Source organism: Shimia sp. (assembly GCF_965227725.1).
Taxonomy (GTDB): Bacteria; Pseudomonadota; Alphaproteobacteria; order Rhodobacterales; family Rhodobacteraceae; genus Shimia.
Genome location: NZ_CBDDGH010000001.1, coordinates 1143762 through 1165402 on the forward strand (window position 1 = coordinate 1143762; position 21641 = coordinate 1165402).

The following is a 21641-nucleotide window of genomic DNA, read 5'->3' on the forward strand; positions in this document are numbered from 1 at the left end:
CTCGCAGAGAAAATTTGGGGCAGGGTGAGGGTGTCCTCAGCTGCTTTCATTGTCTGCGTTCAAAAATATGATCAAATTTTGATTAGTCAATCATCTCGGCGAATCCAGTGCCTTCTCGAAGGGCATCACGGATCTCTTCCATCCCTTGTGTCACGTCCTGGCGGATGGCTTCTCCCACCGCCGCTGCATCTTTTTTGTGCAGCGCTTCCAGCGCGGTTTTGTGGTTGTCTGGCAGGTTTTGCGTCCCCATGCGCCCGCATACCACGCGCATGGAAGGCCCGAACCGCAGCCACACACTGTTGGCCACATCCAGCAGGATCGGCGCTTGGGCTGCCTCATAAAGCAGCGCGTGGAAATCATAGTTGCGACGAAGATAGGCAGAAACATCGCCGCGTGTGATGGCCTCATCCAGCCGGGAATCGATCTGTTCCAAGCGTGCGATCTGGCGTGCCGAAATATGGGTCGCAGCCTGTTCTGCGAGCCGCGTTTCCACTGATTCTCGAAGAAAAATAAGGTCATCAATGGCATCGACAGTCAGCAATGGCACCACAACACGCCGGTTCCCGCGAAACTCCAGCGCCCCTTCGCTTGTCAGGCGTCGAATCGCTTCTCGGATTGGTGTCATGCCTGCGCCTGTGCGCTCAATGAGGCCTTGGATGGTCACGGCCTGACCCGGTGCAAGCTCTCCAAAAAGAACGGCTTCGCGCAGTTGTGCATAGACCTGCTGATGTACCGGAACACGGGCCGTACTTTCTTTTGTCTGCTCACCAGCTTGTGTCAAATCCGACCTGCCTTTCATTTATGCAAACCACGCCTGAGTGGTTCTCTCAAACACGCCTCTGTGACGCTCAATTGCACAAGTATGTTGCCATAGCGCAAAAACTTGATCAAATTAATCTCGCATAATGTGACCGGGCCCAGAACTCGGCATCCAACGGGAGATCAACATGAAGACACCCCTTATTACCCTCACCGCGACCCTTGCGCTGACAGCGGCGACGGCATCGGCCGAAGAAGTCCGGGTCTATAACTGGTCCGACTATATCGACGAAGCACTGCTGGAAAAGTTCGAAGCAGAAACCGGCATCAAGCTGATCTATGATGTGTTTGACAGCAACGATGTGCTCGAAACCAAAATGCTCGCGGGCAACTCCGGCTATGATGTCGTGGTGCCCACCGGTGCCTTCCTGCAGCGTCAGATCGCGGCAGGCGTGTTTCAGAAGCTCGACAAAGGTCAGCTCAGCAATATCGGCAACATGTGGGATGTGGTTGAGCAGCGCACAGCCAACTACGATCCAGACAACGCCTACTCCATTAACTACATGTGGGGCACCACGGGCATTGGCGTGAACCTCGGCAAAGTCAAAGAGGTGCTGGGTGAGGATGCGCCGATCGGGTCCCTCGATCTGATCTTCAACCCCGAAAATATGGAGAAACTCGCGGAATGTGGCGTTCACATTCTGGACGCTTCCGATGAGATGATCCCGGCGGCGCTGGCGTATCTGGGCGAAGACCCCACCAGCCAAGACAAAGATGTGATTGCCAAGGTTGAGCCACTCTTTACCGCGATTGCACCCTACGTTCAGAAGTTCCACAGCTCTGAATACATCAACGCGCTTGCCAACGGCGATATCTGCGTAGCGATGGGCTGGTCCGGGGACATTCTGCAGGCGCGAGATCGTGCATGGGAAGCGGAAAACGGGGTCGAAATCGCCTACAATGCGCCATCCGAAGGTGCGCTGATGTGGTTTGACCAAATGGCCATTCCAGCTGATGCGCCAAATCCGGAAGCGGCGCATAAGTTCCTGAACTTCATCATGGAAGCGCAGAACATGGCAGATGCTTCCAACTATGTGTACTACGCAAACGGCAACCTCGCCTCACAGCCGCTCTTGGCGGAAGACGTGATTGGTGATCCGGCGATCTACCCGGATGAGGCAACGCTCGGAAACCTCTACACAGTGTCTCCGTATCCTCCGAAAGTGCAGCGTGTTGTGACCCGCCTCTGGACGAAGATCAAATCCGGCACCTAAGAACAAAGTGACCACAGGCTCGCGTCTTTGAGGCGCGGGCCTCTTTCTGCATTCGTGAGTTCGCCTCCTGCCACTTCGGAGACCGCCATGGCGCTTGATGCCTTTGCCCCTTGGGAAGACCCAACAGCAAAACCCCTTATCCAGTTTCAAAACGTTACCAAGCGGTTTGGCGATTTCACGGCGATCGACAATCTGAATGTCGACATTTTTGAGCGTGAGTTTTTTGCCCTGCTCGGGCCTTCGGGTTGTGGCAAAACAACGATGATGCGCATGCTCGCGGGTTTTGAAACGCCAACCGAGGGCAGCATATTGCTGGCCGGTCAAGACATCGCACCTGTGCCGCCAAACAAACGCGCAGTGAATATGATGTTTCAGTCATATGCGCTGTTCCCGCATCTGAGTATTTGGGAAAACATCGCCTTTGGTCTGCGTCGTGACAGGATGCCCAAAGACCAGATCGCCGCGCGCGTCGAAGAGATGCTGCGCCTGACACGTTTGGACAAATTTGCGCGGCGAAAGCCACACCAAATCTCTGGTGGCCAGAGACAGCGCGTGGCGCTGGCCCGGTCTCTCGCCAAAGCGCCCAAGCTTCTCTTGCTTGATGAGCCACTTGGCGCACTCGACAAGAAGCTGCGTCAGGAAACGCAGTTTGAACTGATGGACATTCAGGAGAAAACCGGCACCACCTTTGTGATTGTGACCCACGATCAGGAAGAGGCGATGACTGTGGCAAGCCGCGTTGCGGTGATGGACCACGGAAAAATCATTCAAGTGGCCACCCCTGACGTGATCTATGAGGCTCCGAACTCCACCTATGTTGCCGACTTTATTGGCGAGGTGAATTTGATCACGGGCAAGGCGGATCCGAAAGGAGATGTCCTTCAAATGCACTGGGCCGAAGCCCAGCCTGCCATCGTTGGTGCGCCGCTTGAGGGGGCGCAGGCGGGGCAGGATCTGCACTACGCCATCAGGCCAGAAAAAGTCTCTATTTCAGCTGAAAAGCCCGTTGAGGCCGCCAATGCCGTGCAGGGCAAAGTGCTGGATATCGCCTACCTTGGAAATATTTCTACCTACCACGTGGAGCTCGCGGGGGGGCAGATCATCAAAGCCCAGGCTGCCAACAACCGCCGTATCTCCCGACGCGCTTTCACTTGGGAAGACGATGTTTGGCTCAGCTGGACCGCCACAGCCGGCGTCTTTCTGGAGCGCTAACTGATGCGTCGTCTTCTGATCGCAATCCCTTACGTCTGGCTTCTGGCACTCTTTATTGTGCCGTTCCTGATCGTTTTCAAAATCTCCCTCTCTGACACAGCCATCGCGATCCCGCCTTACACGCCAACGCTGGATATATCGGCGGGCTTTGGCGCGATCAGAGAGTTCTTCTCGGAACTCGACTGGGAAAACTACATCTGGCTGACCGAAGATGACCTCTATTGGAAAGCCTATCTCTCCAGCCTGAAAATCGCGCTGATCTCCACCTTCCTGACGCTGCTGGTTGGCTATCCCATCGCCTATGCAATGGCGCGGGCGCCTGAAGAATGGCGCGCCATGCTTTTCATGATGGTGATCCTGCCGTTTTGGACAAGCTTTCTGATCCGTGTCTATGCATGGATGGGCATTCTCAGCCAGGAAGGCTACCTCAACCAGTTCCTGTTTAGCATCGGTGTCATCAGTGAGCCTTTGGTGATCCTGAACACCAATATCGCCGTCTACATCGGCATCGTTTACACCTATCTGCCCTTCATGATCCTGCCGATCTATGCCGCTCTGGAAAAGCTCGACATCAGCCTCTTGGAGGCCGCCGAAGACCTTGGCTGTTCGCGCTTCTCCGCCTTCTGGCTGATCACTGTGCCGCTCTCCAAACAGGGCATCATCGCAGGCAGTTTCCTGGTTTTCATTCCCACAATCGGTGAATTTGTGATCCCCTCTTTGCTGGGTGGCTCGCGCACGCTGATGATCGGCAAAGTGCTGTGGGAGGAGTTCTTCTCCAACCGCGACTGGCCCGTTGCCAGCGCCGTGGCTGTTGTCCTGCTGCTGATCCTGATCATTCCCATCGTGCTCTTCCAACGCAATGAGCAGAAGCAGCGGGAGGCAGGCAGATGAGACAGATGTCTTGGTTCAACGTCACCTCGCTGACGCTCGGCTTTGTGTTCCTTTACCTGCCGATGGTGATCCTCATCATCTTCAGCTTCAACGAAAGCAAACTCGTCACTGTTTGGGCTGGATTCAGCACAAAATGGTACGGCGAGTTGATCAACAATCGCGCGTTTCTGGATGCGGCCTGGGTCACTCTGAAGGTTGCTTTCATCAGCTCCACCTTGGCCACAGTATTGGGCACCATGGCGGCCATCGTTATGGTGCGCGCTGGGCGCTTTCGCGGGCGCACGCTGTTCTCCGGCATGATTTACGCTCCGATGGTGATGCCAGAAGTCATCACCGGCCTGTCACTGCTGCTGCTGTTCATCAGCCTTGGCATGGACCGCGGCGTGTTCACGATTGTGCTTGCGCATACCACTTTCTCGATGTGCTACGTCTCTGTGGTGGTCAGTTCCCGTCTCGTGAGCTTTGATCAATCACTTGAGGAAGCTGCGTTGGATTTGGGCTGCACGCCAGTGGAAGCCTTCCGCCTTGTGACCCTACCGATCATCGCGCCTGCTGTGATTTCGGGTTGGCTTTTGGCCTTCACGCTATCGCTTGATGATCTGGTCATTGCGTCGTTCACCTCTGGACCTTCTGCCACCACGTTGCCGATGAAAATCTGGTCCTCTGTGCGCTTGGGTGTCAGCCCTGAAATCAACGCGCTTTCAACCATCATGATCCTGGTGGTCACCATTGGTGTGGTGACAGCATCCTTGATCAACAAGCGCAATGTGGTGCGTCAACGGCGGGATGAGGCGGCCGCGGCCAAGTCGGCATGAGCCGGATTTGCGATTCATTTGCCTATGGCGATGGACCGCTAGAAAGCTGCTTTTGGGCTGAAACAGTCTCTTTGACTGTGCGGGGTCCGCTCAGCGAGACTGCCAGTGCCGACGTCGCCATCGTCGGTGCAGGTGTGACAGGCTTCAACGCCGCGCTACACCTTGCAGAGGCTGGTGTGTCCGTCGCTGTGCTGGATGCGAAACAGGTTGGTTGGGGCGCTTCCGGCCGCAACGGAGGCTTCTGCTGCTTGGGTGGAGCAAAAGCATCCCACAGGGCGCTTGAAAAGCGATTTGGTCAGGACGCTCTGTCAGATTATCTCCAAACTGAACGTGCGGCGGTGGAGCATGTCGAGCAGCTCCTGGCACGATTTGGTTGGGATGTGGATCGACATTCCGAAGGTGAAACGCTGCTTGCGCACAATGCTCGTGTTTCTCAGACTTTCCCTGCTGAAGCCGCTGCGTTTGAGCAAACATATGGCTTGAAAGCGAAGGTGACTCATAAGTCAGAGCTTGCGGCACAGGGGCTGGGCACGAGTTTTCATGGTGCGCTCACGCTGCCAATTGGCTTCGCGCTCAATCCGAGAAAATACCTTCGTGGTCTCGCTGACGCAGCAGAGGCGGCTGGCGTAAAGATCTACGGTGACACGCCTGTCACTGAGACCGAGTACAAAAACGGGCTTTGGCATCTGACCACCCCGCAAGGACAGGTCACAGCAAAGAAGCTTGTGATCGCAACAAATGGCTACTCCGGTGAGCATATTCCGCCATGGCTTGCGGGGCGCTTTTTGCCCGCGCAATCGAGTATCCTTGTCACCCGTCCGCTCACCTTGGCTGAGCAAAAGGCGCAAAGTTGGACCTCTGCACAGATGGCCTATGACAGCCGAAATCTGCTGCATTACTTCAGGCTCATGCCGGATGGCCGGTTTCTATTCGGAATGCGCGGTGGTCTGGCCACGACGAGGCCCGCGCATGAGGCCATTCGCATCCGCATCAAGCGTGAATTCGCACAGCTTTTTCCTGCCTGGAGAGAGGTGGAAACACCACATTTCTGGGGTGGCTTTGTGTGCTACAGCCGCGCTCAAACACCTTTTGCCGGCAAAGTCCCGGGGGCAGATGATCTGTTTGCCGCCTTCGCCTTTCATGGAAACGGCGTTGCCATGGGGAGCTATGCAGGCTTGCTCCTTGCTCAGGAGATTCTGGGAACCGGAACGCATCGACACCCGGGGATTATGCGCGCCACGCCCCAACGCTTTCCCCTTGGGCGCTCACGCAGGCTGTTGATGTATCCTGCTTATCTCTACTACGCCTTCAAGGACCTCTGAAACGCCACCATTTCAAGTTGTAAGCCATCGCGATATTCCGGTTGTCCGTTTTCCATCTGCCACCGGCAATAGGCAGCGCTTCTGGCGTGATAAAATGGCGCCAAAGATCGGTAACGCGTTGCGGTCGTTTCGTCATCATATGCTTCAAAAAATGTCTCTATTTCAGCCTGATTGAGAGGTTTTCCGCGATACAGGACTTGCATCGCAGGGGAGAGAAATATGGCAATATCTTCGCAGGGATCACCTATTGCCGGACACTGCCAATCTATCAGGTGCAAGCCTTTGTCGTTTTCGATGAGGTTTCCCGGTACGATGTCGCTGTGCAAGAGTACGCGTCGTCCGCTTGGGGCGATGTCTCCCGTCGGCAGCTGTGACAGCAGATCAGGTGCTGTAGAGCAGCGCGATAGAATCGACTCAATTTGGGTGCGAAGCTCTGATGATCCATCGGGCACCTGCCGCAAACCAGTAGGGGGCGGGATGCGGTGCAAATCAAGCATCAGCGAGGCAACCGCCTTTGTGTCTGATTTCCAAACGCGCCCGGGCAAATGCTCATAAACATTGCACTGACCATCTTCCGCTTCAAACGAAGCACAGAAGTGCGGCGCCATAGGATGTGTCGCAAGTATTTTTAACAGCTGGGTTTCCGCTGCCGGGTCATTTGGGAAAAGCGGGTTCTGAGCGGCACCCCGATAGAGTTTCAGGACCACATCAGGCGCGCCCTCACAGATCCCGCGCCATGCCATATTGGTTCGTCCACCAAACAGAGGCTCCCAAGAGGATGGGAGCGGCGTATCTGGCAATGCCCGCGCAAAGGCCGCAATCACAGATGCAGAGGGGGAGGGGGCAAAAACAGGCAGCGCGGCGTTCCTTTTCAGAGCGCCGCGACGCTAATTCACGTCCGTGTCAGGGGCAAGCCTCAGCTTGGCTGGCGCAGGGACAGGACTTTGTCAGATGCAAATTCAACACCGCCCGGAGCGATGAGAACCACTCCATCGGTGCCGGTGCGGGCTTCCGTCACCCGCGCATAGACATCAGCGCTGACTGTATCGAGCAGCTCGTCTTTCGCGTAACTCTCTGTTTCAAAGCTGTAGAGGCCACTGGCAAATGGCTTGCCTGAGTTGTCTACACCGGCCCATTCCAGCGTGTCCGCCTTGGGATCAATGGTGAAACGCTGAACTTCTGCGCCATTGGCGTTTTTCACCACCAGATAGGCTTTGTCTGCCTGCGCATTGGCGTTTGGCACGACCTCAATCGGTGCGCCTGAGAAATGCGCAGGTGCGTTCACGCGGGCGTCCATGCCAACCCAATTGGTCAGACCGCTCAGCCCCATCGCGTTCAACTGCGAGCCGAGATTGGTCAGCAGCGTGTTGGTCAGGGTTTGCTGTTCCACGGTTGAGAATTGCGCCAGCTGCGTGGCGAATTCGGTGGAGTCCTGAGGGTTCAGCGGATCCTGGTTCTGCATTTGAACCGAAAGCATGCGCAAAAAGGTCTCAAAGTCAGAAGAAAGCGCGGTTTCATTCTGATTTGCAGCCACTGCATTGGCCGCGGTTGCGGCGCGTGATGGGGCTGCGCTGGTCGAAGAGGTTACAGCGTCCATAGGAGTCTCCTAGATGCGGATGTCAACGCCGCTGCTTGCGGCTGAAAGTTGCGAAGTTTGTTGTGCGGCCAAGATGGGCGCGGCGTCAGTTTGGACAGAGCCACCGTGAGATGATTCGCCCTGTCCGCCGCCACCTTGGCCAAATTCGTTGTTCATTTGGGCCTGTTGGCCGGAAGCGTCGCTGCCACCTTGTTCAAAGGAGAAAGACACATCCTGATAGCCCATCTCCATGAAGTCTTTGCGCAGCAGGTCCATGTGGCGGCGCATCAATTCAGTGGTCGCCTGGCTTTCCGCGCTGATGGTCACGGCCATCACGCCGCCGGTCTCCGCCATCGACATGCGCACTTTGCCTAGCTCCGGCGGATCCATTGTCAGTTCGATCAGATTTTTGTCGCTGGTCTTCACTGCATCTGCGAGCTGGCGCACCACATAGGCCGGGTTCGGGGCGCTGTTGGCAAGACGGGCCTGAGAGGCCGCTTCCTGCGCGCTCATGATTCCGCGTGGGCTGATGCTGTTTTCTTCCAGAGCGGCAGGCAAAGCTGAGTCTGCTGCTTGCCCGACGTTGGCTTCACCACCCTTGGCCAAAATCGATTGGGCCCCTGCCTGTACCTGTTCCATAATGGCACGTGCCTGCATTTGCTGAGTGGTGGAAACCGTTGGTGTGCTCGGTGCTTCCAGTTTGGCGGTCGGCGCCTCTGCGTCCGCTTCGACTTCCACATCTGATTTGACCGGGTTGCGCGTTGCAGCGGTCTCAGATGCGGCTTCCGGCAGTGCCCTTTGCGCGGCCGCAAGCGCCGCATTGGCAGCTTGAGCCTGAGAAGGTTGGGTGCCTTTGTTGCGCACCTGAACTTGCATTGGGTCAAGTCCTTCAGGCGTCTCGGCTGCCAGTTTGGCTGCTTGGGACTCAGAGAGTTGCGCCGATTCACCTGATTTTGCGGTGGCCGCAATTTTGGTTTCATCGATGAGCGGTTTTGCGGCGGTGGCGGTGGTTTGGGCCTGTGCGGCTGCAGTTGGTGCCTCAGCTTTGGTGGTGGCCGCGGTGCCTTCTGCCGGGTGTGCCATTCGCATCATCGCAGCATTTTCAGAAGCGTTTACCGCCGCACGTTTTTCGACGCCGCGCATTTGAACTTCCGGCTCCGACTCGCTCGGCTCTGCCGTTTCGGTCGCAGCAAAGTCCGCCTCTTCAGGCGCTTCTTTCTCGGAGTTTGATTTGCTCTGCTTGACCTGCGATTCGCCTTCTACCGGCGCATCCTCAGCTTGGTCCGCGCGTGCCTCTCGCGATTCATGGAGATCGTCAGAAGGCCGGTCATCGGCACTGTTCATATCGTCGTAAACATCAGAAAAACCGTTGTTTTCCTGGCGCGCATCAGCGCTTTTTTTGGGGGCTGCGGCTGCCGTTTGGGCAGGCTGCGGCGCGAGTAAAGGCAGGTTCAACATAGGGCCTCCGGGAATTCTTCCACCGCAAAACCCCTACCTCAGCTTTCCTTACCACTTCTTTACCGTCCTCGGTCACAACGGAAAAACATGCACAACCCGCGAGGCAAGAAATGCTCCACACAACGGCCCCAGTCGCGGTGCCGGTTGCGCCCAGTGCTCAGCCGATCCGCCCTCTGCCCACCGCTCAGGAGGAGGCGCTCCGCAGCGCCGCCAATGAGCTCGAAATCACCTTTCTCTCTGAAATGCTGAAATCTGCCGGTCTGGGCAAAACCAGCGAATCTTTTGGCGGCGGCGCTGGCGAAGACCAGTTCTCTTCCTTTCTTCGTCAGGAGCAGGCCCGCGCCATGGTCGCCTCGGGCGGGATTGGCCTGTCCGAAGCTTTCTTCAACGCCTTAAAGGAGCGCGCCGATGTCTGATGATGTGACCAATGATCTGATCGATTCTCTGACCTCTCTACTGGAGGATGAGCGCACCGCCTTGATCGAAGGCAAGCTTGATGCGCTTGAAGGTTTGCTTACCCGTAAGGAAGCGCTGTTTGAAGAGCTCGAAGAGCAGCAGGAAGAAGACACGATCGCCCCCGAATCCCTTGCGCCCCTGCAGGATCTTTTCCGCCGCAACCACGCACTTCTGGAATCGACTCAGAAGGGTTTGCGCGCAACCACAGAGCGCATGGGCGCGATGCGCCGTGTGCGCACATCTTTGGAAACCTACACCAACACAGGCCAGCGCCATGCTGTTCAAATGAGCGCCGGTCAACGTGTTGAAAAGAGAGCATAAATCAACCTCTCGCAAGTTTAGTTAAAATGCCAGTGATTGCGGGGTTCGTGTTTAGGAAAGCGTTAGCACTTATCCCGCCATGTTGAACCCGCACTCCACAGAGAGTGGCACTGATCCGGAGACCCCGGCGGTACATGTCAGAATGACGTTCAGGAGCGTTCCCGCGAAGGAGCGCAAAATACAACCCGGCGCAAAAGCGCCATTTATATTAGGTATAGGAAAGCCATGACCAGCCTTCTGACAAACAACGGCGCTATGGTTGCGCTGCAAACCCTGAAATCCGTGAACGCAAGCCTTTCCGAGACTCAGGGTCAAATCTCCACCGGTAAAAAAGTGGACAACGCCAAACAGAACGCCGCTGTTTGGGCGATCTCCAAAACCATGGAATCCGACGTAAACGGCTTCAAATCCGTTCAGGAAAGCCTTGCACTGGGTGAATCCACTGTTGCGGTTGCTCGTCAGGCCACCGAAACCGTGACCGACCTGCTGGGTGAGATTAAAACACGTATCGTATCTGCGCAGGGCGACAACGTTGACCGTACAAAGCTGCAAAACGAAATTACGTCGCTGCGGGATCAGATCGGATCCGTAGTGGGTGCAGCTCAGTTCAACGGCCTGAACTTGGTGGATGGCAACACAAGCTCCACCCAGATTCTGTCTTCGTTGGACCGTGCTTCCAACGGTACTGTTTCGTCCTCCACTATCACAGTGAACGGTCAGAACCTGTCTCAGGGTGGTTATACTGCCAAGAACACGTTCTCTACCACTGTTGCCTCCGGTGGTGCGTCTGTTTCAACCGCAGGTGATACCTTCTCCATGACAATCGATGGCGCCGGTACCGGAACCATTGGTCTGAACGGTACGGATACACTTGCTGCAGGCGACTCGGTCTCCATCAGCATTGCTGGCAAAACAGCGTCTTACACTGTTACCGCAGACGACATTGTCGGTGGTGGTGATGTTGAAGAGATTGCAGCAACCGGTCTTAAGGCCGCAATTGATGGCCTCAACATTGCTGGCCTGACGGTGGAGTACAACGCATCTGGCACGCCAGCTGCTGACCAGCTCACTTTCAACAATACCGGTCCAACCGATATCACCATCTCTGGCCAATTCACCAATAGCAACTCTGGTGGTCTTGGCGCTTTGGCTGCGATCAACGTGAGCAACCTGTCGGGCGCTCAGGCTGCTCTGGGTTCCATCGAAACGATGATCACCACCAGCATCAACGCCTCCGCGGCCTTTGGTACTGTTGAAAGCCGTATCAGCATTCAGAAAGACTTCGTGTCTAACCTGTCTGACTCTGTGAAATCCGGTATCGGCTCCCTGGTCGATGCGGATATGGAAGAAACCTCTGCACGTCTGCAGGCGCTTCAGGTTCAGCAGCAGCTGGCGACCCAGTCGCTGTCTATCGCGAACCAAGGCCCACAGCAGCTGCTGTCCCTCTTCCGTTAATGGATCTAGGTGGGGGCGCGCCACGCGCCCTCACTCCCTCCATTAAATCGCCCGACCGACTACTATTCAGGGAATTCTGACGTGACCCCAAACGTTCTTGCCAAAAAGGCATACAGTCAAGCTTCTGCACCAACCAGAACCGGGGGGAAACTCGAATACGATGTAATCGCACGCATCACCCACAAATTGAAAGAAGCGGCCAAAACGGGCAAAAAACGCGGATTTCCGGCATTGGTGGAAGCCATACACGAAAATCGCCAGCTTTGGACATTGCTCGCCACCATGGTGGCAGATGCAGACAATGAATTGCCACAAGAGCTGCGCGCCCAGATTTTCTACCTCGCCGAGTTTACAGATCATCATAGCACCAAGGTGCTGGCGGGCGACGCCAATGTACGCCCCCTTCTTGAAGTTAACACCGCCATCTTGCGCGGTCTTCGAAGTGGAGCAGCAGCAGCATGAGCGGCCTTGTTCTTAAATTGAGCCCGAAAGAGCGGGTTCTGGTCAATGGAGCAGTGATTGAAAACGGCGACCGTCGGTCCCGCCTCTCCATCATGACCCCAAACGCAAACATCCTGCGCCTGCGGGATGCCATTCACCCCGAAGAAGCCAACACCCCGGTACGCCGTGCCTGCTATTCCTTGCAGCTTGTGCTGTCCGGTGACGCGGATGCCGACGAGGTGGAGCGCTCCCTGCTGCGCCACATAGAAGATCTCAGTCAGGTGTTTACCGACAGCGACAGTCGTCGTCAGATCGGTTTGGCGACAGAGGCGGTGATCGGTGGACGTCACTATCAGGGTCTCAAGGCGCTGCGGTCCCTGCTGGACCGTGAGGAACGCCTCATGGCAGTTGCACGCCAATGACTTACCAGCCGATTGTCGTAGGCACGGGTCTTGTTGCATGGGGTTTCATGCAACGGACCATGGAGACCCAGACCGAAGCGTTTGAGAACTCCTTTATCGTCAAACGCGATCTCGACTATTTTGCCGAGAATATCGGTAAGGTTGAGAACGCCGAAGACTTGGTGAACGATCGTCGGCTTTTAACAGTGGCACTGGGCGCCTTTGGCCTTGATGAAGATATAAACAGCAAGTTCTTTATCAAAACCATCCTCGAAGAGGGTTCACAAGCAGATGATGCCTTGGCGAACCGTTTGGCCGACACAAGGTATCGCGAATTTGCCGAAGCCTTTGGTTTTGGTGATTTGGGTGGGCCTTGGCACAAAACGCCAGGTTTTGCAGAAAACATCCGAGAAGATTTTGTCGCACGCCAATTTGAGCGAGCGGTTGGCGAACAGGATGAAAATCTGCGCTTTGCCATGAACGCGGTACGTGAGCTGGACGACATCGCGCTCTCAGGCAGTAGTGACAACACCAACTGGTTCACAGTGATGGGCAACCCGCCACTGCGCCGGGTGTTTGAAACCGCTTTTGGGCTTCCAAGTGAATTTGGCTCACAAGATCTGGATTCTCAACTGAACACTTTCCGCAGCCGTCTGGAGAAACTCACAGGTGATGGCGAGATTTCCCAATTTGTGTCAACGGAAGCGCGTGACCAGATTGTGCAGCGGTTTTTGCTGATGTCTGAGATCAACAATGTCTCCGTCGCAAGCTCCGGACAGATCGCTCTGACCCTGTTGTCCTACTGATCTTAAAGACCGACAAGGCACTTACGCGATACAGCTGCGATAACGACGCAATACAGACGCGATACCGACGTCCCAAATCGCTCAAAAAGGCGCGCTCGAAGGCGCGCCTTTTCTGTGTTCAGACGCCGCGTGCCCCGGCGCGTCTCAGCAGCAATGTGAGCTTGGCAAAGGCGTTGTCAATGGACGCGCTCTGGCCATCTCCAAGGTAGGAATCCAGCTCTGGCCAGGCGTTGATCGCCACGTCCAAGGCAGGATCAGATCCGGCGGAATAAAGCCCGGCGCGGATCATCGTGGCGGATTGTTCATAGGCGCCCAAAAGCTTGCGAGCCTCTGTAATCACTGCATTTTCTGTTTGTGTAGCACAGTGCGGCAAGCTCCGTGACACTGACCTCAGAAGGTCCACAGCTGGGTAGCGGCCGCGCTCAGCGATCTTGCGATCCAGCACCACATGTCCATCCAACACCCCCCGCAAAATATCCGCGATCGGCTCATCCATATCCGAGCCCGCCACCAAAACACTGAACACACCGGTGATATCGCCTTGCCCTTCCAACCCGGGGCCGGCACGTTCACACAGTGACATGATCATATGAGAGGTCGATGGCGGATATCCCCGAAGCGCTGGCATTTCTCCGGCCGCAACGGCCACCTCACGGTGAGCCTCTGCGAATCGGGTAATCGAATCTGCCATGAAAATCACATGCTTACCCTGATCGCGGAAGTGCTCTGCCACACTCATCGCGGCGAGAGCGCAACGCCTGCGCACGAGCGGCGATTGATCGGATGTGGCGGCGACGACGATGGACCGCTTAAGCCCTTCAGGCCCCAAGACATGCTCAACGAATTCCCGAAGTTCACGCCCCCGTTCCCCAACCAGCGCAATGACGGCGATGTCACCTGTCATGTGGCGGGCGAATTGCCCCATGAGGCTCGATTTGCCGACACCAGATCCTGCAAACAAACCAATACGTTGGCCCTTCACGATCGGCAGCATCGTATTGAAGACCGCCATCCCGGTTTCAAGCCGGCTGCCAAGTGCCCGTCGCGCCGCCGCAGGTGGGGGCGGGTTTTTCAGGGGCCGCATTTCCGGTCCACGCAACAGAGGTTTTCCGTCAATCGGGTTTCCGTAAGGATCAATGATCCGCCCGATCCAAGCATCCGAAGGCGCGATCCCGATCTGGTCGCGCAACGCAACGCGATCTCCAATCGACACGCCATCCGGTGCCGCGTCAGGTAACATTGTCATATCGTTACTATGCAACTGTATGACTTCACCGGAAATCCTGCGCTCATCCTGAAGTGTAACTTCTAGCAAATCTCCGATTCGCGCGACTTTGTTGAGGCCGCGCACCCTCAGAAGATTGCCCTCAACCGCGCTTACACGGCCTATGTCCTTGATTGGGCGCACTCTTTCGAGTTCCGCGCCAAGGCTTTCTAGCCCTTTTGTGTCCATTGGATTCTCCAAAGTTCCTACGAAACACTTTCTAAAGGAATCAGGGTTAAGCCTTGCTTTAAGCAGTTCGAGGGAGAAGCCCCGATGTTCAAATCGTTGGACGTTTTCAAAGCCGCCCATGCCATGGGCAAACATGCAGCCGCACGACAGACCGTCGTTGCGCAGAACATGGCGAATGCGGATACTCCGGGTTATCAAGCCCGCGATATCAAACCTTTCCAAGAGATTTATCAGAATGATGGCGGTAGCGGCACCATGCGTGCAACCCGCGCTGGTCATCACGGCAGCAGCTTGGAGTCCTCTGACATGGCTCCAGGTCTCTCCACTGCGGAAGTTTCCCCCAACGGTAACAGCGTTTCTGTCGAAGAAGAGATGCTGAAAGCAGTAGAAATCAAGCGCCAGCATGATCGTTCGGTCGCGATTTACAAATCCTCCATGTCTGTCCTGCGCACAGCCATCTCGCGTTAATTCACAAGGTATCTGATCTATGAGCGACTTCGGTACAGCCCTAAGTGTCACCTCCTCTGGCCTACGTGCACAGGCCGCGCGCCTGCGCCACGTCTCTGAGAACATCGCAAACGCTGATACACCCGGGTATCAGCGTAAAACTGTTCAATTCGAAGCTGATACGGCTGCGCGCGACGGGCGCGTCTCGGTTGGTCCGGTACAGCTTGATCGTTCGGAGGGTCAGCAGATTTATGACCCAAGCCACCCGATGGCGGATGGCACCGGGAACTACATGAGCTCCAACGTTGATATGATCATCGAAATTGCGGACGCGCGTGAGGCGCAGCGCAGCTATGAAGCCAACCTCAAAATGTTCGACCAGACGCGACAGATGTCTTCGTCGCTGATGGAACTTTTACGCAAATAACAAGTGAATAAGGAGAGCCAGAATGGATGTCCGTACAGTACTCGCCGCACAGAAATATACCGCTTCCAAGCCTGCAACCGGCCCGGCGGAAAATGCTCAAGGTGGCAACGCGCTATTTGGTCTGGCGAAAGACTTCGCCGCGACCCTGCAGGAAAGCGAGCAGGTGTCCATGCAGGCCATGACCGGCAAAGCGGACCCGCACACGCTGGTCCAAGCTTTGGCTCAGACTGAGCTGGCCGTCGAAACTGCCGTGACCGTGCGCAACAAGGTCGTGGAAGCCTACCAAGAAATCCTGCGCATGCCCGTCTGATGCTGGAGCAGGCCATCTTCTTTGACACGCTGCGCCAAGGTCTTTGGGTTGCAGTTTTGATCTCCACGCCGATCCTGGCTGTGGCGCTGATCTCTGGTGTGGCAGTTGGCTTGTTTCAGGCTTTGACATCCATTCAGGAAATGACGCTGACGTTTGTGCCCAAGGTTCTGTGCATCGTCATCATTTTCTGGGCGACCATGGGTTTCATGGTGCAGACGCTCGTGTCGTTTTTTCAATCAAACATTATCCCGCTTGTTGTCGGAGGCTGACTATGGATAACGCCGGTTACACCACACTGACCCGTCAATCCGGGCTGAAACGAGAGATGACTGTTTTGGCCAATAACATCGCCAACGCGGCGACAACGGGCTATCGCGCAGAAGGTATTACCTTCTCGGAATTCATTAAGTCTGCGCCAGGGACTGAAAGTATCTCGATGGCTGCCGCCAATGTGCAGACGACGTCGCTGGAGCAGGGCGCTCTGAAAAAGACCGGTGGCAGCTTTGATTTCGCGGTCGAAGGTACAGGGTTCTTCCTCATTCAGACTCCTGAAGGGGAACGACTGACTCGTGCAGGTGCTTTTACACCAAATGAGAATGGTGATTTGGTCACCATGGATGGCAACCTGGTTCTGGATGCTGGCGGTGCGCCGGTCTTTATTCCACCAGATGCCAAGGGCGTTGATGTGGCCTCAGACGGTACGCTGAGTGTTGATGGCCAGCCGCTGGGGCAGATTGGTCTCTATCGACCGACGAATCCGCTCGATCTCAGACGTGAGTCGGGCACTCTGTTTGAAGCGCCGGATGGATACGAACCCATCGAAGATGGGCGTATTTTGCAGGGCTTCTTGGAAAGTTCCAACGTCAATCCGATCAACCAAATTTCGCGCATGATCGAGGTGCAACGCGCCTATGAGATGGGTCAAACCTTCCTCGACAATGAACACAACCGCATTCGCGACGCGGTAAAAACACTAGTCAAGTAACCAGAGGATTTTGCCATGCGGGCCCTTACGATTGCAGCCACAGGTATGAGCGCACAGCAGCTGCGTGTCGAAACCATTTCCAACAACCTCGCCAACATGTCGACCACTGGCTACAACGCACGTCGCGCTGAATTTGCCGACCTGCACTACCAGCAAGTGTCGCGCGCTGGTGCGATCAGCGCCTCTGATGGGTCGGTTCTGCCGACGGGTGTGCAGGTAGGTCTAGGTGTGCGCCCTTCCGCGATTTCCGTTCAGCTCGAACAGGGCTCGTTATCCAACACCGGTGGTGACCTTGATGTGGCCATCGAAGGCAAAGGCTATTTTGAGGTGGCACTGCCTTCCGGACAGTCTGCGTATACCCGTGATGGTGGTCTGAAACGCAGTGCCGACGGTTTGATCGTGACATCCGATGGCTTCCCTGTGGCGCCTCAGATCACGATCCCAGAGGATGCGCGGAGCATTTCCATCAACGGTGATGGTGAAGTCTACGCGTATTTCAACGACTCCCCTGATGCGGAACTTTTGGGGCAGTTCTCTCTGGCCAATTTCTCAAATGCGAAAGGGCTCGAGGCGATTGGTGGAAACCTGTTCCTTGAAACCGAGGCGTCCGGCGCTCCTGCCGTATCCGACCCCGGTCAAGATGGTCTGGGCACCATTCGCCAGGGCTTCCTTGAAGACAGCTCCGTGGATGCTGTACGCGAGGTGACCGAGCTGATTGAGGCGCAACGTGGTTACGAAATGAACGCCAAAGTTATCACCGCGGCCGACCAGATGATGGCTGCCACAGCGCAGGTAAGATAAAATGAAACGCATCCTTGCAGCTCTACTTCTGGTTTGTGCGGCACCGGTTTCAGCTGAAATCGTTGTGGCGACTCAAACCATCCGAGCCAATACCATCGTCACTGCCGACGCTGTTGGTCTCAAACAGGGTGATGTCGCCGGGGTGCATTCTGACCTTGAAGCCGTCATCGGGCTCGAAGCACGGAAAGCGATCTATCCCGGCCGCCCCGTGCGACTTGGCGATGTTGGTGCGCCGGCATTGGTTGAGCGCAACCAAATCGTGACCCTCAGGTACAACTCGGGAGGTCTCGAGATTCTAACCGAAGGGCGCTCCTTGGCGCGTGCAGGTGCCGGAGAGGCTTTGCGCGTCATGAATATTGGATCCCGGTCAACAGTGACAGGGACTGTAATGCCGGACGGCAGCGTCCACGTGTCTAACTAAAGGAAGAGAATGGTGCGTCTTTTTTCAGCAGTTCTCGTGATCTCAGCGCTGGCCATCTCTGGGTGCGCGCGTATGGATCACATCGGCAAAGCGCCTAGCTTTACGCCGACTACGAATAATCAAGAGCACTATGCGATGATGAATCCACCGCTGCCGGCTCAAACCAACGTATCCCGCCGCTCTGACAGTGCCTCTCTTTGGAGTGGCAATAAGCAGTCCTTGCTTGGCGACCGCCGAGCCGCGCAGCGTGGCGACATTCTGACTGTTGTCATTGAGGTAGATGAAGAAGCTGAAATCGACAATGAAACCGAGCGTAACCGCAGCGGCTCTGAAAGCCTGAGTGTTCCGCAGCTGATCGGCATTCCTCAGCGTGTCAACGACAGGCTGCCAGACGGCGCGACGACGGATCCTTTGGTGGATCTGACTTCGACAAGCAGCAGCAGCGGCGATGGCTCTGTGAAACGTAGCGAAAAACTCACGCTCCGCGTCGCCGCAACAATCGTAGATGTGCTGCCAAATGGCGTGCTTGCCATCCAGGGTACGCAGGAGCTCCGTGTGAACTTTGAGCTGCGGGAGCTTCTGGTTTCTGGATATGTGCGACCAGCCGATATTTCTCGTAAAAACGAGATCACTTTTGACAAAATCGCGTCGGCGCGTGTCTCTTACGGTGGCCGCGGACAGATCACTGACGTGCAACAACCCCGCATTGGACAGCAAGTCCTCGACGCTGTGCTGCCATTCTGATCAAGGTCTCCCATGAAAAAACTTCTCCCAATCATCATGTTGCTCGTCGGTGTTGGCGCGGGTGTGGGTGCAGGGCTTGCCCTGCGCCCGGCACCGGAACCTCCGGCTATGGATGCAGAGATGGCTGACGGCGCCGAACACGCCGACGAGCACGACATGAAAAAGGAAATGAAAAAGGAAGAGAAGGCTGACGGCCCACCAAAGGGGCGCGAATATGTTGAACTGGTTGACCAGTTCATCATCCCGGTCGTGAACGACAGTTCTGTAACCTCGCTGATCTTGATCACACTCACGCTGGAAGTTGACTCCGGCGCCACGGAGCGGGTGTTCCAGGCCGAGCCACGTATTCGCGGCGCGTTGCTGCAAGCGATGTTTGATCACGCAAATATTGGCGGATTTAATGGCGCTTTCACAAACTCAAGCAAGCTTGAGCCGCTTCGCCAGACCTTCGTAGAGGTGGCGCAAAAAGTGTACGGCGACGAGATTTCTGACGTTTTGATCGTGCAAATTACCCGCCAGGACGTGTCGTAAGAGGTAAGGGACTCTCCCTTCTCACGACGACAAAAAGAACGCGCCGAGCCATGGCTCTGGCGCGTTTTTTTATCCGCAGTTGAGCTTGGTTTCCATCACGGCTTCGATCAGCGCGGTTTGCCGCGCTTGGCGGCGTTTGCTTTCTGCATCTTCAAGCAAGGTCTTCATGACATCTGCTTTGCCGAAGTGCTTTTGCAGTTCCCGAAACGCCATTTCCTTGCGAACCAAGACATTGGCGAGCTGGTGGTTCAAGATTTTGCGGTTGCGGCCAATCCAGTTGTTCCATGCCAGATCGCCACCCGTCATACGCAAGGCGCTGTCATGGCGCATCGTCTCGCGCCCGCTTTTTTCTTGCTCGGTGAGGTCATTGAGCAAGCCACGCAGCTTTGTTTCTTCTGCTTGTACGACTTGCATGGCGGCCTGTGCTTTTTGGTAGCGCGCCTGAGTGATCACATTCAGTTCTTTCAAATCGTCGCTCATACCCGTCCTTTCGCGCGTTGGCGCATGGCATCTGCAAAGCGTATGGCTGCAGCCACTGCCGCATATTGCTCAACCGGAATTTCCTGACCGATCTCTACAATCGCATGCAATGCGCGCGCTGTTGGAGGATCCCGGTGGATTGGAATGGCGGCTTCTTGCGCCTTTTCTCTGATGCGCGCAGCGATTTCATCGACGCCCTTGGCAACGCAGACCGGTGCTTCGCCAGGGAGCCGCGACCATTTGAGCGCAACTGCATAATGTGTCGGGTTAACGATGATGACATCTGCCTCCGGCACGTCCGCCAGCATCTGGTTCATCGCGATTTCCTGACCTTTCTGGCGGCGCTGTTGTTTCATATGCGGGTCGCCCTCAGATTCTTTCTGCTCGTCGGTCATCTCTTTTCGGGTCATCATATTTTTGCGGATGTGCTCGGCGCGCTGCCAGAAATAATCCACAGCTGCGATTGAGGCAGCGACGATGATCACGATCATCAAGAATTCGAGCATCAGCCGCCCAAGCAGAGCCGGTACCATGATTGCATCGAGCTGGATTGAGGAGGCCATTTCAGGCATCCGTATGTTCAAGAAGATACCGAGGCAAATCGAGTAGATCGCAAGCTTCGCGAAGCTTTTCGCAAATTCAAAGAGTCCGTTGCGCCCAAATTTGTTTTTGGCATTCGAAATCGGGCTGATCTTTGAAAGCTTGGGCTGAATTTTTGAAGGGGCGAAGATAAAGGCGTTCTGAGCGATGATGCTGAGGATCACAGCGATCATCGGGATCACGAACCATGGTGCCACAGCCCAAATCATCTCCAGCATGATGCCGCCAATAGGCGTGGAAGGACTGCCTTCAAAAACCAGCGGCGCGATGGATTCTGCCTGATCCAGAAGAACCATCAGACCATTTCCAGCCGCTTTGATGGTGCCTGCACCCACAGCCAGAAAAGCCAGTGTGATACCCAGATATCCTGCGGCGACCGATACATCGGCAGATTTTGCGATTTCACCCTTTTTTCGTGCCTGATCCAGCTTCTGCTGGGTTGGCTCAAAGGACTTTTCGCTGTCGTCGTCCTGACCGCCTCCGCTCATCTCAATCCCTCAACCGGGTTGATCATGAAACCCTGGAGCGCCCCCCACCAGAGCGCCAGGAGCGCTGGAGCGACAAGAAACAGAAGGAACAGGCCGCCTGCCGTGATGAGTGGCGCACCGACAAAGGCCACCATCAGCTGCGGCATGGCGCGGTTGATAACACCGAGCATCAGATTGTAGATCGCTGAAATGATCACAAAGGGTGCAGCCAGTCGGAACGCCATGGCAAAAGCGGACGAAACTTGAGGAACGCCCCATTCGGTCATGATCTCGCGCGCGGGGAAAACGCCCGGCGGAAACAGAATGTAAGATCCGATGAGAAATTGCGCGACATAGACGTGTAGGCCCATGGTCACCGCAAGCGCGGTGCCGCCAAGAGCCAGCACGTTGCCGACGGCGGGCAAGGGTTCACCGGAAGCACCGCCAAACAATTGGGCCAGAGAGGTGGATTGACCTGCAATGGTGCCTGCGGTTTGTAGGGCAAAGACGAACATGCGTACCGAAATGCCCATCAACAGACCGATCAGACCTTCGGTGGCGGTATACCTCGCGATTTCACCAACGCCGGGGGGTACGGTTTCAAAGACGGGTACTGCCGGGGCAATGATGGCGGTGAATGCCAGAGCCACGCCAAGCTTGATCCGCGGCGGGACGCTGGTTTCGCCAAAGGCCGGCAATACAGACACCGCTGCGCCAACCCGCAAAAACACGAGAAAACCATGCCAGAGCATGGTTTCCGTCAAATTCATTAGCGCGAGCGCATTTTC

General features: G+C 55.9%; 28 protein-coding genes. 20 read left to right on the forward strand and 8 right to left on the reverse strand.

What is annotated here, in order from left to right:
• Positions 1 to 82: 82 nt before the first annotated feature.
• The gene (locus tag ACO07T_RS05375; RefSeq protein ID WP_422048556.1) at positions 83 to 781 is read right to left on the reverse strand and encodes a GntR family transcriptional regulator; all 699 of its coding nucleotides are present in this window, start codon (positions 779 to 781) and stop codon (positions 83 to 85) included.
• Positions 782 to 947: 166 nt separating this feature from the next.
• Between ACO07T_RS05375 and ACO07T_RS05380 the strand changes: the two genes are divergently transcribed.
• The 5 genes from ACO07T_RS05380 to ACO07T_RS05400 all read left to right on the forward strand — a co-directional run bounded on the left by ACO07T_RS05380 (position 948) and on the right by ACO07T_RS05400 (position 6273).
• Positions 948 to 2033: a polyamine ABC transporter substrate-binding protein gene (locus ACO07T_RS05380; protein WP_422048557.1), complete on the forward strand. Its 1086-nt coding sequence runs from the start codon at positions 948 to 950 to the stop codon at positions 2031 to 2033.
• Between the two features lie 87 nt (positions 2034 to 2120).
• Positions 2121 to 3245: an ABC transporter ATP-binding protein gene (locus tag ACO07T_RS05385; protein ID WP_422048558.1), complete on the forward strand. Its 1125-nt coding sequence runs from the start codon at positions 2121 to 2123 to the stop codon at positions 3243 to 3245.
• A 3-nt stretch (positions 3246 to 3248) separates the two neighbouring features.
• A complete protein-coding gene (locus ACO07T_RS05390) occupies positions 3249 to 4136 on the forward strand; it encodes an ABC transporter permease subunit (RefSeq protein WP_422048559.1) in 888 nt (295 codons plus the stop codon).
• Complete coding sequence (locus ACO07T_RS05395; protein ID WP_209058375.1) at positions 4133 to 4951, forward strand: ABC transporter permease; 819 nt, start codon at positions 4133 to 4135, stop codon at positions 4949 to 4951. Before ACO07T_RS05390 ends, ACO07T_RS05395 begins: the two co-directional genes overlap by 4 nt.
• A gap of 77 nt (positions 4952 to 5028) precedes the next feature.
• Positions 5029 to 6273: an NAD(P)/FAD-dependent oxidoreductase gene (locus tag ACO07T_RS05400; protein WP_422048610.1), complete on the forward strand. Its 1245-nt coding sequence runs from the start codon at positions 5029 to 5031 to the stop codon at positions 6271 to 6273.
• On the opposite strand, the gene ACO07T_RS05405 is transcribed toward ACO07T_RS05400, so the two are convergent.
• From ACO07T_RS05405 to ACO07T_RS05415, 3 genes are all read right to left on the reverse strand, one after another.
• The gene (locus ACO07T_RS05405) at positions 6252 to 7097 is read right to left on the reverse strand and encodes a phosphotransferase family protein (protein WP_422048560.1); all 846 of its coding nucleotides are present in this window, start codon (positions 7095 to 7097) and stop codon (positions 6252 to 6254) included. The two genes, ACO07T_RS05400 and ACO07T_RS05405, sit on opposite strands and share 22 nt — an antisense overlap.
• Positions 7098 to 7189: 92 nt before the next feature.
• Complete coding sequence (locus ACO07T_RS05410; RefSeq protein ID WP_422048561.1) at positions 7190 to 7870, reverse strand: flagellar hook capping FlgD N-terminal domain-containing protein; 681 nt, start codon at positions 7868 to 7870, stop codon at positions 7190 to 7192.
• A 9-nt stretch (positions 7871 to 7879) separates the two neighbouring features.
• Positions 7880 to 9307 carry a flagellar hook-length control protein FliK gene (locus ACO07T_RS05415; protein ID WP_422048562.1) on the reverse strand — a complete coding sequence of 476 codons (1428 nt, stop codon included), beginning with the start codon at positions 9305 to 9307 and terminating at the stop codon, positions 7880 to 7882.
• A gap of 110 nt (positions 9308 to 9417) precedes the next feature.
• On the opposite strand from ACO07T_RS05415, the gene ACO07T_RS05420 reads away from it, so the two are divergent.
• The 6 genes from ACO07T_RS05420 (at position 9418) to ACO07T_RS05445 (ending at position 13187) form a co-directional block, all read left to right on the forward strand.
• Positions 9418 to 9723 (forward strand): rod-binding protein, encoded by a 306-nt coding sequence (locus ACO07T_RS05420; protein WP_209058385.1) that lies wholly within the window; start codon positions 9418 to 9420, stop codon positions 9721 to 9723.
• A complete protein-coding gene (locus tag ACO07T_RS05425; RefSeq protein WP_422048563.1) occupies positions 9716 to 10084 on the forward strand; it encodes a flagellar biosynthesis protein FlgN in 369 nt (122 codons plus the stop codon). Before ACO07T_RS05420 ends, ACO07T_RS05425 begins: the two co-directional genes overlap by 8 nt.
• Before the next feature lie 225 nt (positions 10085 to 10309).
• Positions 10310 to 11539 carry a flagellin gene (locus ACO07T_RS05430; protein WP_422048564.1) on the forward strand — a complete coding sequence of 410 codons (1230 nt, stop codon included), beginning with the start codon at positions 10310 to 10312 and terminating at the stop codon, positions 11537 to 11539.
• 81 nt (positions 11540 to 11620) lie between these two features.
• On the forward strand, positions 11621 to 12001 hold the full coding sequence (gene flaF, locus ACO07T_RS05435) for a flagellar biosynthesis regulator FlaF (protein ID WP_422048565.1): 381 nt from the start codon (positions 11621 to 11623) through the stop codon (positions 11999 to 12001).
• On the forward strand, positions 11998 to 12402 hold the full coding sequence (flbT, locus tag ACO07T_RS05440; protein WP_422048566.1) for a flagellar biosynthesis repressor FlbT: 405 nt from the start codon (positions 11998 to 12000) through the stop codon (positions 12400 to 12402). The genes flaF and flbT overlap by 4 nt, the downstream gene beginning before the upstream one ends.
• A gap of 47 nt (positions 12403 to 12449) precedes the next feature.
• A complete protein-coding gene (locus ACO07T_RS05445; protein ID WP_422048567.1) occupies positions 12450 to 13187 on the forward strand; it encodes a DUF1217 domain-containing protein in 738 nt (245 codons plus the stop codon).
• A 118-nt stretch (positions 13188 to 13305) separates the two neighbouring features.
• Here the strand turns inward: ACO07T_RS05445 and ACO07T_RS05450 are convergent, their stop codons facing one another.
• Positions 13306 to 14640, reverse strand: a complete 1335-nt coding sequence (locus ACO07T_RS05450; protein ID WP_209076468.1) for a FliI/YscN family ATPase — start codon at positions 14638 to 14640, stop codon at positions 13306 to 13308.
• 84 nt (positions 14641 to 14724) lie between these two features.
• Here ACO07T_RS05450 and ACO07T_RS05455 point away from each other — a divergent pair, with 84 nt between their 5' ends.
• Genes ACO07T_RS05455 through ACO07T_RS05495 form a run of 9 tightly spaced genes read left to right on the forward strand, consistent with a single transcriptional unit; the run spans position 14725 to position 19306 of the window.
• The gene (locus ACO07T_RS05455; protein ID WP_422048568.1) at positions 14725 to 15108 is read left to right on the forward strand and encodes a FlgB family protein; all 384 of its coding nucleotides are present in this window, start codon (positions 14725 to 14727) and stop codon (positions 15106 to 15108) included.
• A gap of 19 nt (positions 15109 to 15127) precedes the next feature.
• Complete coding sequence (gene flgC / locus ACO07T_RS05460) at positions 15128 to 15514, forward strand: flagellar basal body rod protein FlgC (protein WP_209058400.1); 387 nt, start codon at positions 15128 to 15130, stop codon at positions 15512 to 15514.
• 22 nt (positions 15515 to 15536) lie between these two features.
• Complete coding sequence (gene fliE / locus ACO07T_RS05465; RefSeq protein WP_209058401.1) at positions 15537 to 15824, forward strand: flagellar hook-basal body complex protein FliE; 288 nt, start codon at positions 15537 to 15539, stop codon at positions 15822 to 15824.
• Positions 15824 to 16093 (forward strand): flagellar biosynthetic protein FliQ, encoded by a 270-nt coding sequence (locus ACO07T_RS05470; protein ID WP_209058403.1) that lies wholly within the window; start codon positions 15824 to 15826, stop codon positions 16091 to 16093. Before fliE ends, ACO07T_RS05470 begins: the two co-directional genes overlap by 1 nt.
• Before the next feature lie 2 nt (positions 16094 to 16095).
• The gene (locus ACO07T_RS05475) at positions 16096 to 16809 is read left to right on the forward strand and encodes a flagellar hook-basal body complex protein (protein WP_209058404.1); all 714 of its coding nucleotides are present in this window, start codon (positions 16096 to 16098) and stop codon (positions 16807 to 16809) included.
• 15 nt (positions 16810 to 16824) lie between these two features.
• A complete protein-coding gene (gene flgG / locus ACO07T_RS05480; RefSeq protein WP_209058405.1) occupies positions 16825 to 17610 on the forward strand; it encodes a flagellar basal-body rod protein FlgG in 786 nt (261 codons plus the stop codon).
• A gap of 1 nt (position 17611) precedes the next feature.
• Positions 17612 to 18031: a flagellar basal body P-ring formation chaperone FlgA gene (gene flgA / locus ACO07T_RS05485; protein WP_209058406.1), complete on the forward strand. Its 420-nt coding sequence runs from the start codon at positions 17612 to 17614 to the stop codon at positions 18029 to 18031.
• A gap of 9 nt (positions 18032 to 18040) precedes the next feature.
• Positions 18041 to 18775, forward strand: a complete 735-nt coding sequence (flgH, locus tag ACO07T_RS05490) for a flagellar basal body L-ring protein FlgH (RefSeq protein WP_209058407.1) — start codon at positions 18041 to 18043, stop codon at positions 18773 to 18775.
• A 12-nt stretch (positions 18776 to 18787) separates the two neighbouring features.
• Positions 18788 to 19306 (forward strand): flagellar basal body-associated protein FliL, encoded by a 519-nt coding sequence (locus tag ACO07T_RS05495; RefSeq protein WP_422048569.1) that lies wholly within the window; start codon positions 18788 to 18790, stop codon positions 19304 to 19306.
• 69 nt (positions 19307 to 19375) lie between these two features.
• Here ACO07T_RS05495 and ACO07T_RS05500 read toward each other — a convergent pair whose 3' ends face one another.
• Genes ACO07T_RS05500 through ACO07T_RS05510 form a run of 3 tightly spaced genes read right to left on the reverse strand, consistent with a single transcriptional unit; the run spans position 19376 to position 21623 of the window.
• Positions 19376 to 19786 (reverse strand): hypothetical protein, encoded by a 411-nt coding sequence (locus tag ACO07T_RS05500; RefSeq protein WP_422048570.1) that lies wholly within the window; start codon positions 19784 to 19786, stop codon positions 19376 to 19378.
• Entirely contained in the window at positions 19783 to 20874 is a 1092-nt protein-coding gene (locus ACO07T_RS05505; RefSeq protein ID WP_422048571.1) for an EscU/YscU/HrcU family type III secretion system export apparatus switch protein, read from the reverse strand. Before ACO07T_RS05505 ends, ACO07T_RS05500 begins: the two co-directional genes overlap by 4 nt.
• A complete protein-coding gene (locus ACO07T_RS05510; RefSeq protein WP_422048572.1) occupies positions 20871 to 21623 on the reverse strand; it encodes a flagellar biosynthetic protein FliR in 753 nt (250 codons plus the stop codon). The genes ACO07T_RS05505 and ACO07T_RS05510 overlap by 4 nt, the downstream gene beginning before the upstream one ends.
• Positions 21624 to 21641: the final 18 nt, after the last annotated feature.

Coding starts and splice junctions, on each gene's coding strand:
- flgG (WP_209058405.1), top strand. CDS start 16,825: ATGCGGGCCCTTACGATTGCAGCCACAGGTATGAGCGCACAGCAGCTG.
- ACO07T_RS05430 (WP_422048564.1), top strand. CDS start 10,310: ATGACCAGCCTTCTGACAAACAACGGCGCTATGGTTGCGCTGCAAACC.
- ACO07T_RS05470 (WP_209058403.1), top strand. CDS start 15,824: ATGCTGGAGCAGGCCATCTTCTTTGACACGCTGCGCCAAGGTCTTTGG.
- ACO07T_RS05395 (WP_209058375.1), top strand. CDS start 4,133: ATGAGACAGATGTCTTGGTTCAACGTCACCTCGCTGACGCTCGGCTTT.
- ACO07T_RS05385 (WP_422048558.1), top strand. CDS start 2,121: ATGGCGCTTGATGCCTTTGCCCCTTGGGAAGACCCAACAGCAAAACCC.
- ACO07T_RS05445 (WP_422048567.1), top strand. CDS start 12,450: ATGCAACGGACCATGGAGACCCAGACCGAAGCGTTTGAGAACTCCTTT.
- flgA (WP_209058406.1), top strand. CDS start 17,612: ATGAAACGCATCCTTGCAGCTCTACTTCTGGTTTGTGCGGCACCGGTT.
- ACO07T_RS05450 (WP_209076468.1), bottom strand. CDS start 14,640: ATGGACACAAAAGGGCTAGAAAGCCTTGGCGCGGAACTCGAAAGAGTG.
- ACO07T_RS05420 (WP_209058385.1), top strand. CDS start 9,418: ATGCTCCACACAACGGCCCCAGTCGCGGTGCCGGTTGCGCCCAGTGCT.
- ACO07T_RS05510 (WP_422048572.1), bottom strand. CDS start 21,623: ATGAATTTGACGGAAACCATGCTCTGGCATGGTTTTCTCGTGTTTTTG.
- ACO07T_RS05390 (WP_422048559.1), top strand. CDS start 3,249: ATGCGTCGTCTTCTGATCGCAATCCCTTACGTCTGGCTTCTGGCACTC.
- ACO07T_RS05425 (WP_422048563.1), top strand. CDS start 9,716: ATGTCTGATGATGTGACCAATGATCTGATCGATTCTCTGACCTCTCTA.
- flbT (WP_422048566.1), top strand. CDS start 11,998: ATGAGCGGCCTTGTTCTTAAATTGAGCCCGAAAGAGCGGGTTCTGGTC.
- ACO07T_RS05455 (WP_422048568.1), top strand. CDS start 14,725: ATGTTCAAATCGTTGGACGTTTTCAAAGCCGCCCATGCCATGGGCAAA.
- ACO07T_RS05410 (WP_422048561.1), bottom strand. CDS start 7,870: ATGGACGCTGTAACCTCTTCGACCAGCGCAGCCCCATCACGCGCCGCA.
- ACO07T_RS05500 (WP_422048570.1), bottom strand. CDS start 19,786: ATGAGCGACGATTTGAAAGAACTGAATGTGATCACTCAGGCGCGCTAC.
- ACO07T_RS05380 (WP_422048557.1), top strand. CDS start 948: ATGAAGACACCCCTTATTACCCTCACCGCGACCCTTGCGCTGACAGCG.
- ACO07T_RS05415 (WP_422048562.1), bottom strand. CDS start 9,307: ATGTTGAACCTGCCTTTACTCGCGCCGCAGCCTGCCCAAACGGCAGCC.
- ACO07T_RS05505 (WP_422048571.1), bottom strand. CDS start 20,874: ATGAGCGGAGGCGGTCAGGACGACGACAGCGAAAAGTCCTTTGAGCCA.
- ACO07T_RS05475 (WP_209058404.1), top strand. CDS start 16,096: ATGGATAACGCCGGTTACACCACACTGACCCGTCAATCCGGGCTGAAA.
- ACO07T_RS05495 (WP_422048569.1), top strand. CDS start 18,788: ATGAAAAAACTTCTCCCAATCATCATGTTGCTCGTCGGTGTTGGCGCG.
- fliE (WP_209058401.1), top strand. CDS start 15,537: ATGGATGTCCGTACAGTACTCGCCGCACAGAAATATACCGCTTCCAAG.
- flgC (WP_209058400.1), top strand. CDS start 15,128: ATGAGCGACTTCGGTACAGCCCTAAGTGTCACCTCCTCTGGCCTACGT.
- flgH (WP_209058407.1), top strand. CDS start 18,041: ATGGTGCGTCTTTTTTCAGCAGTTCTCGTGATCTCAGCGCTGGCCATC.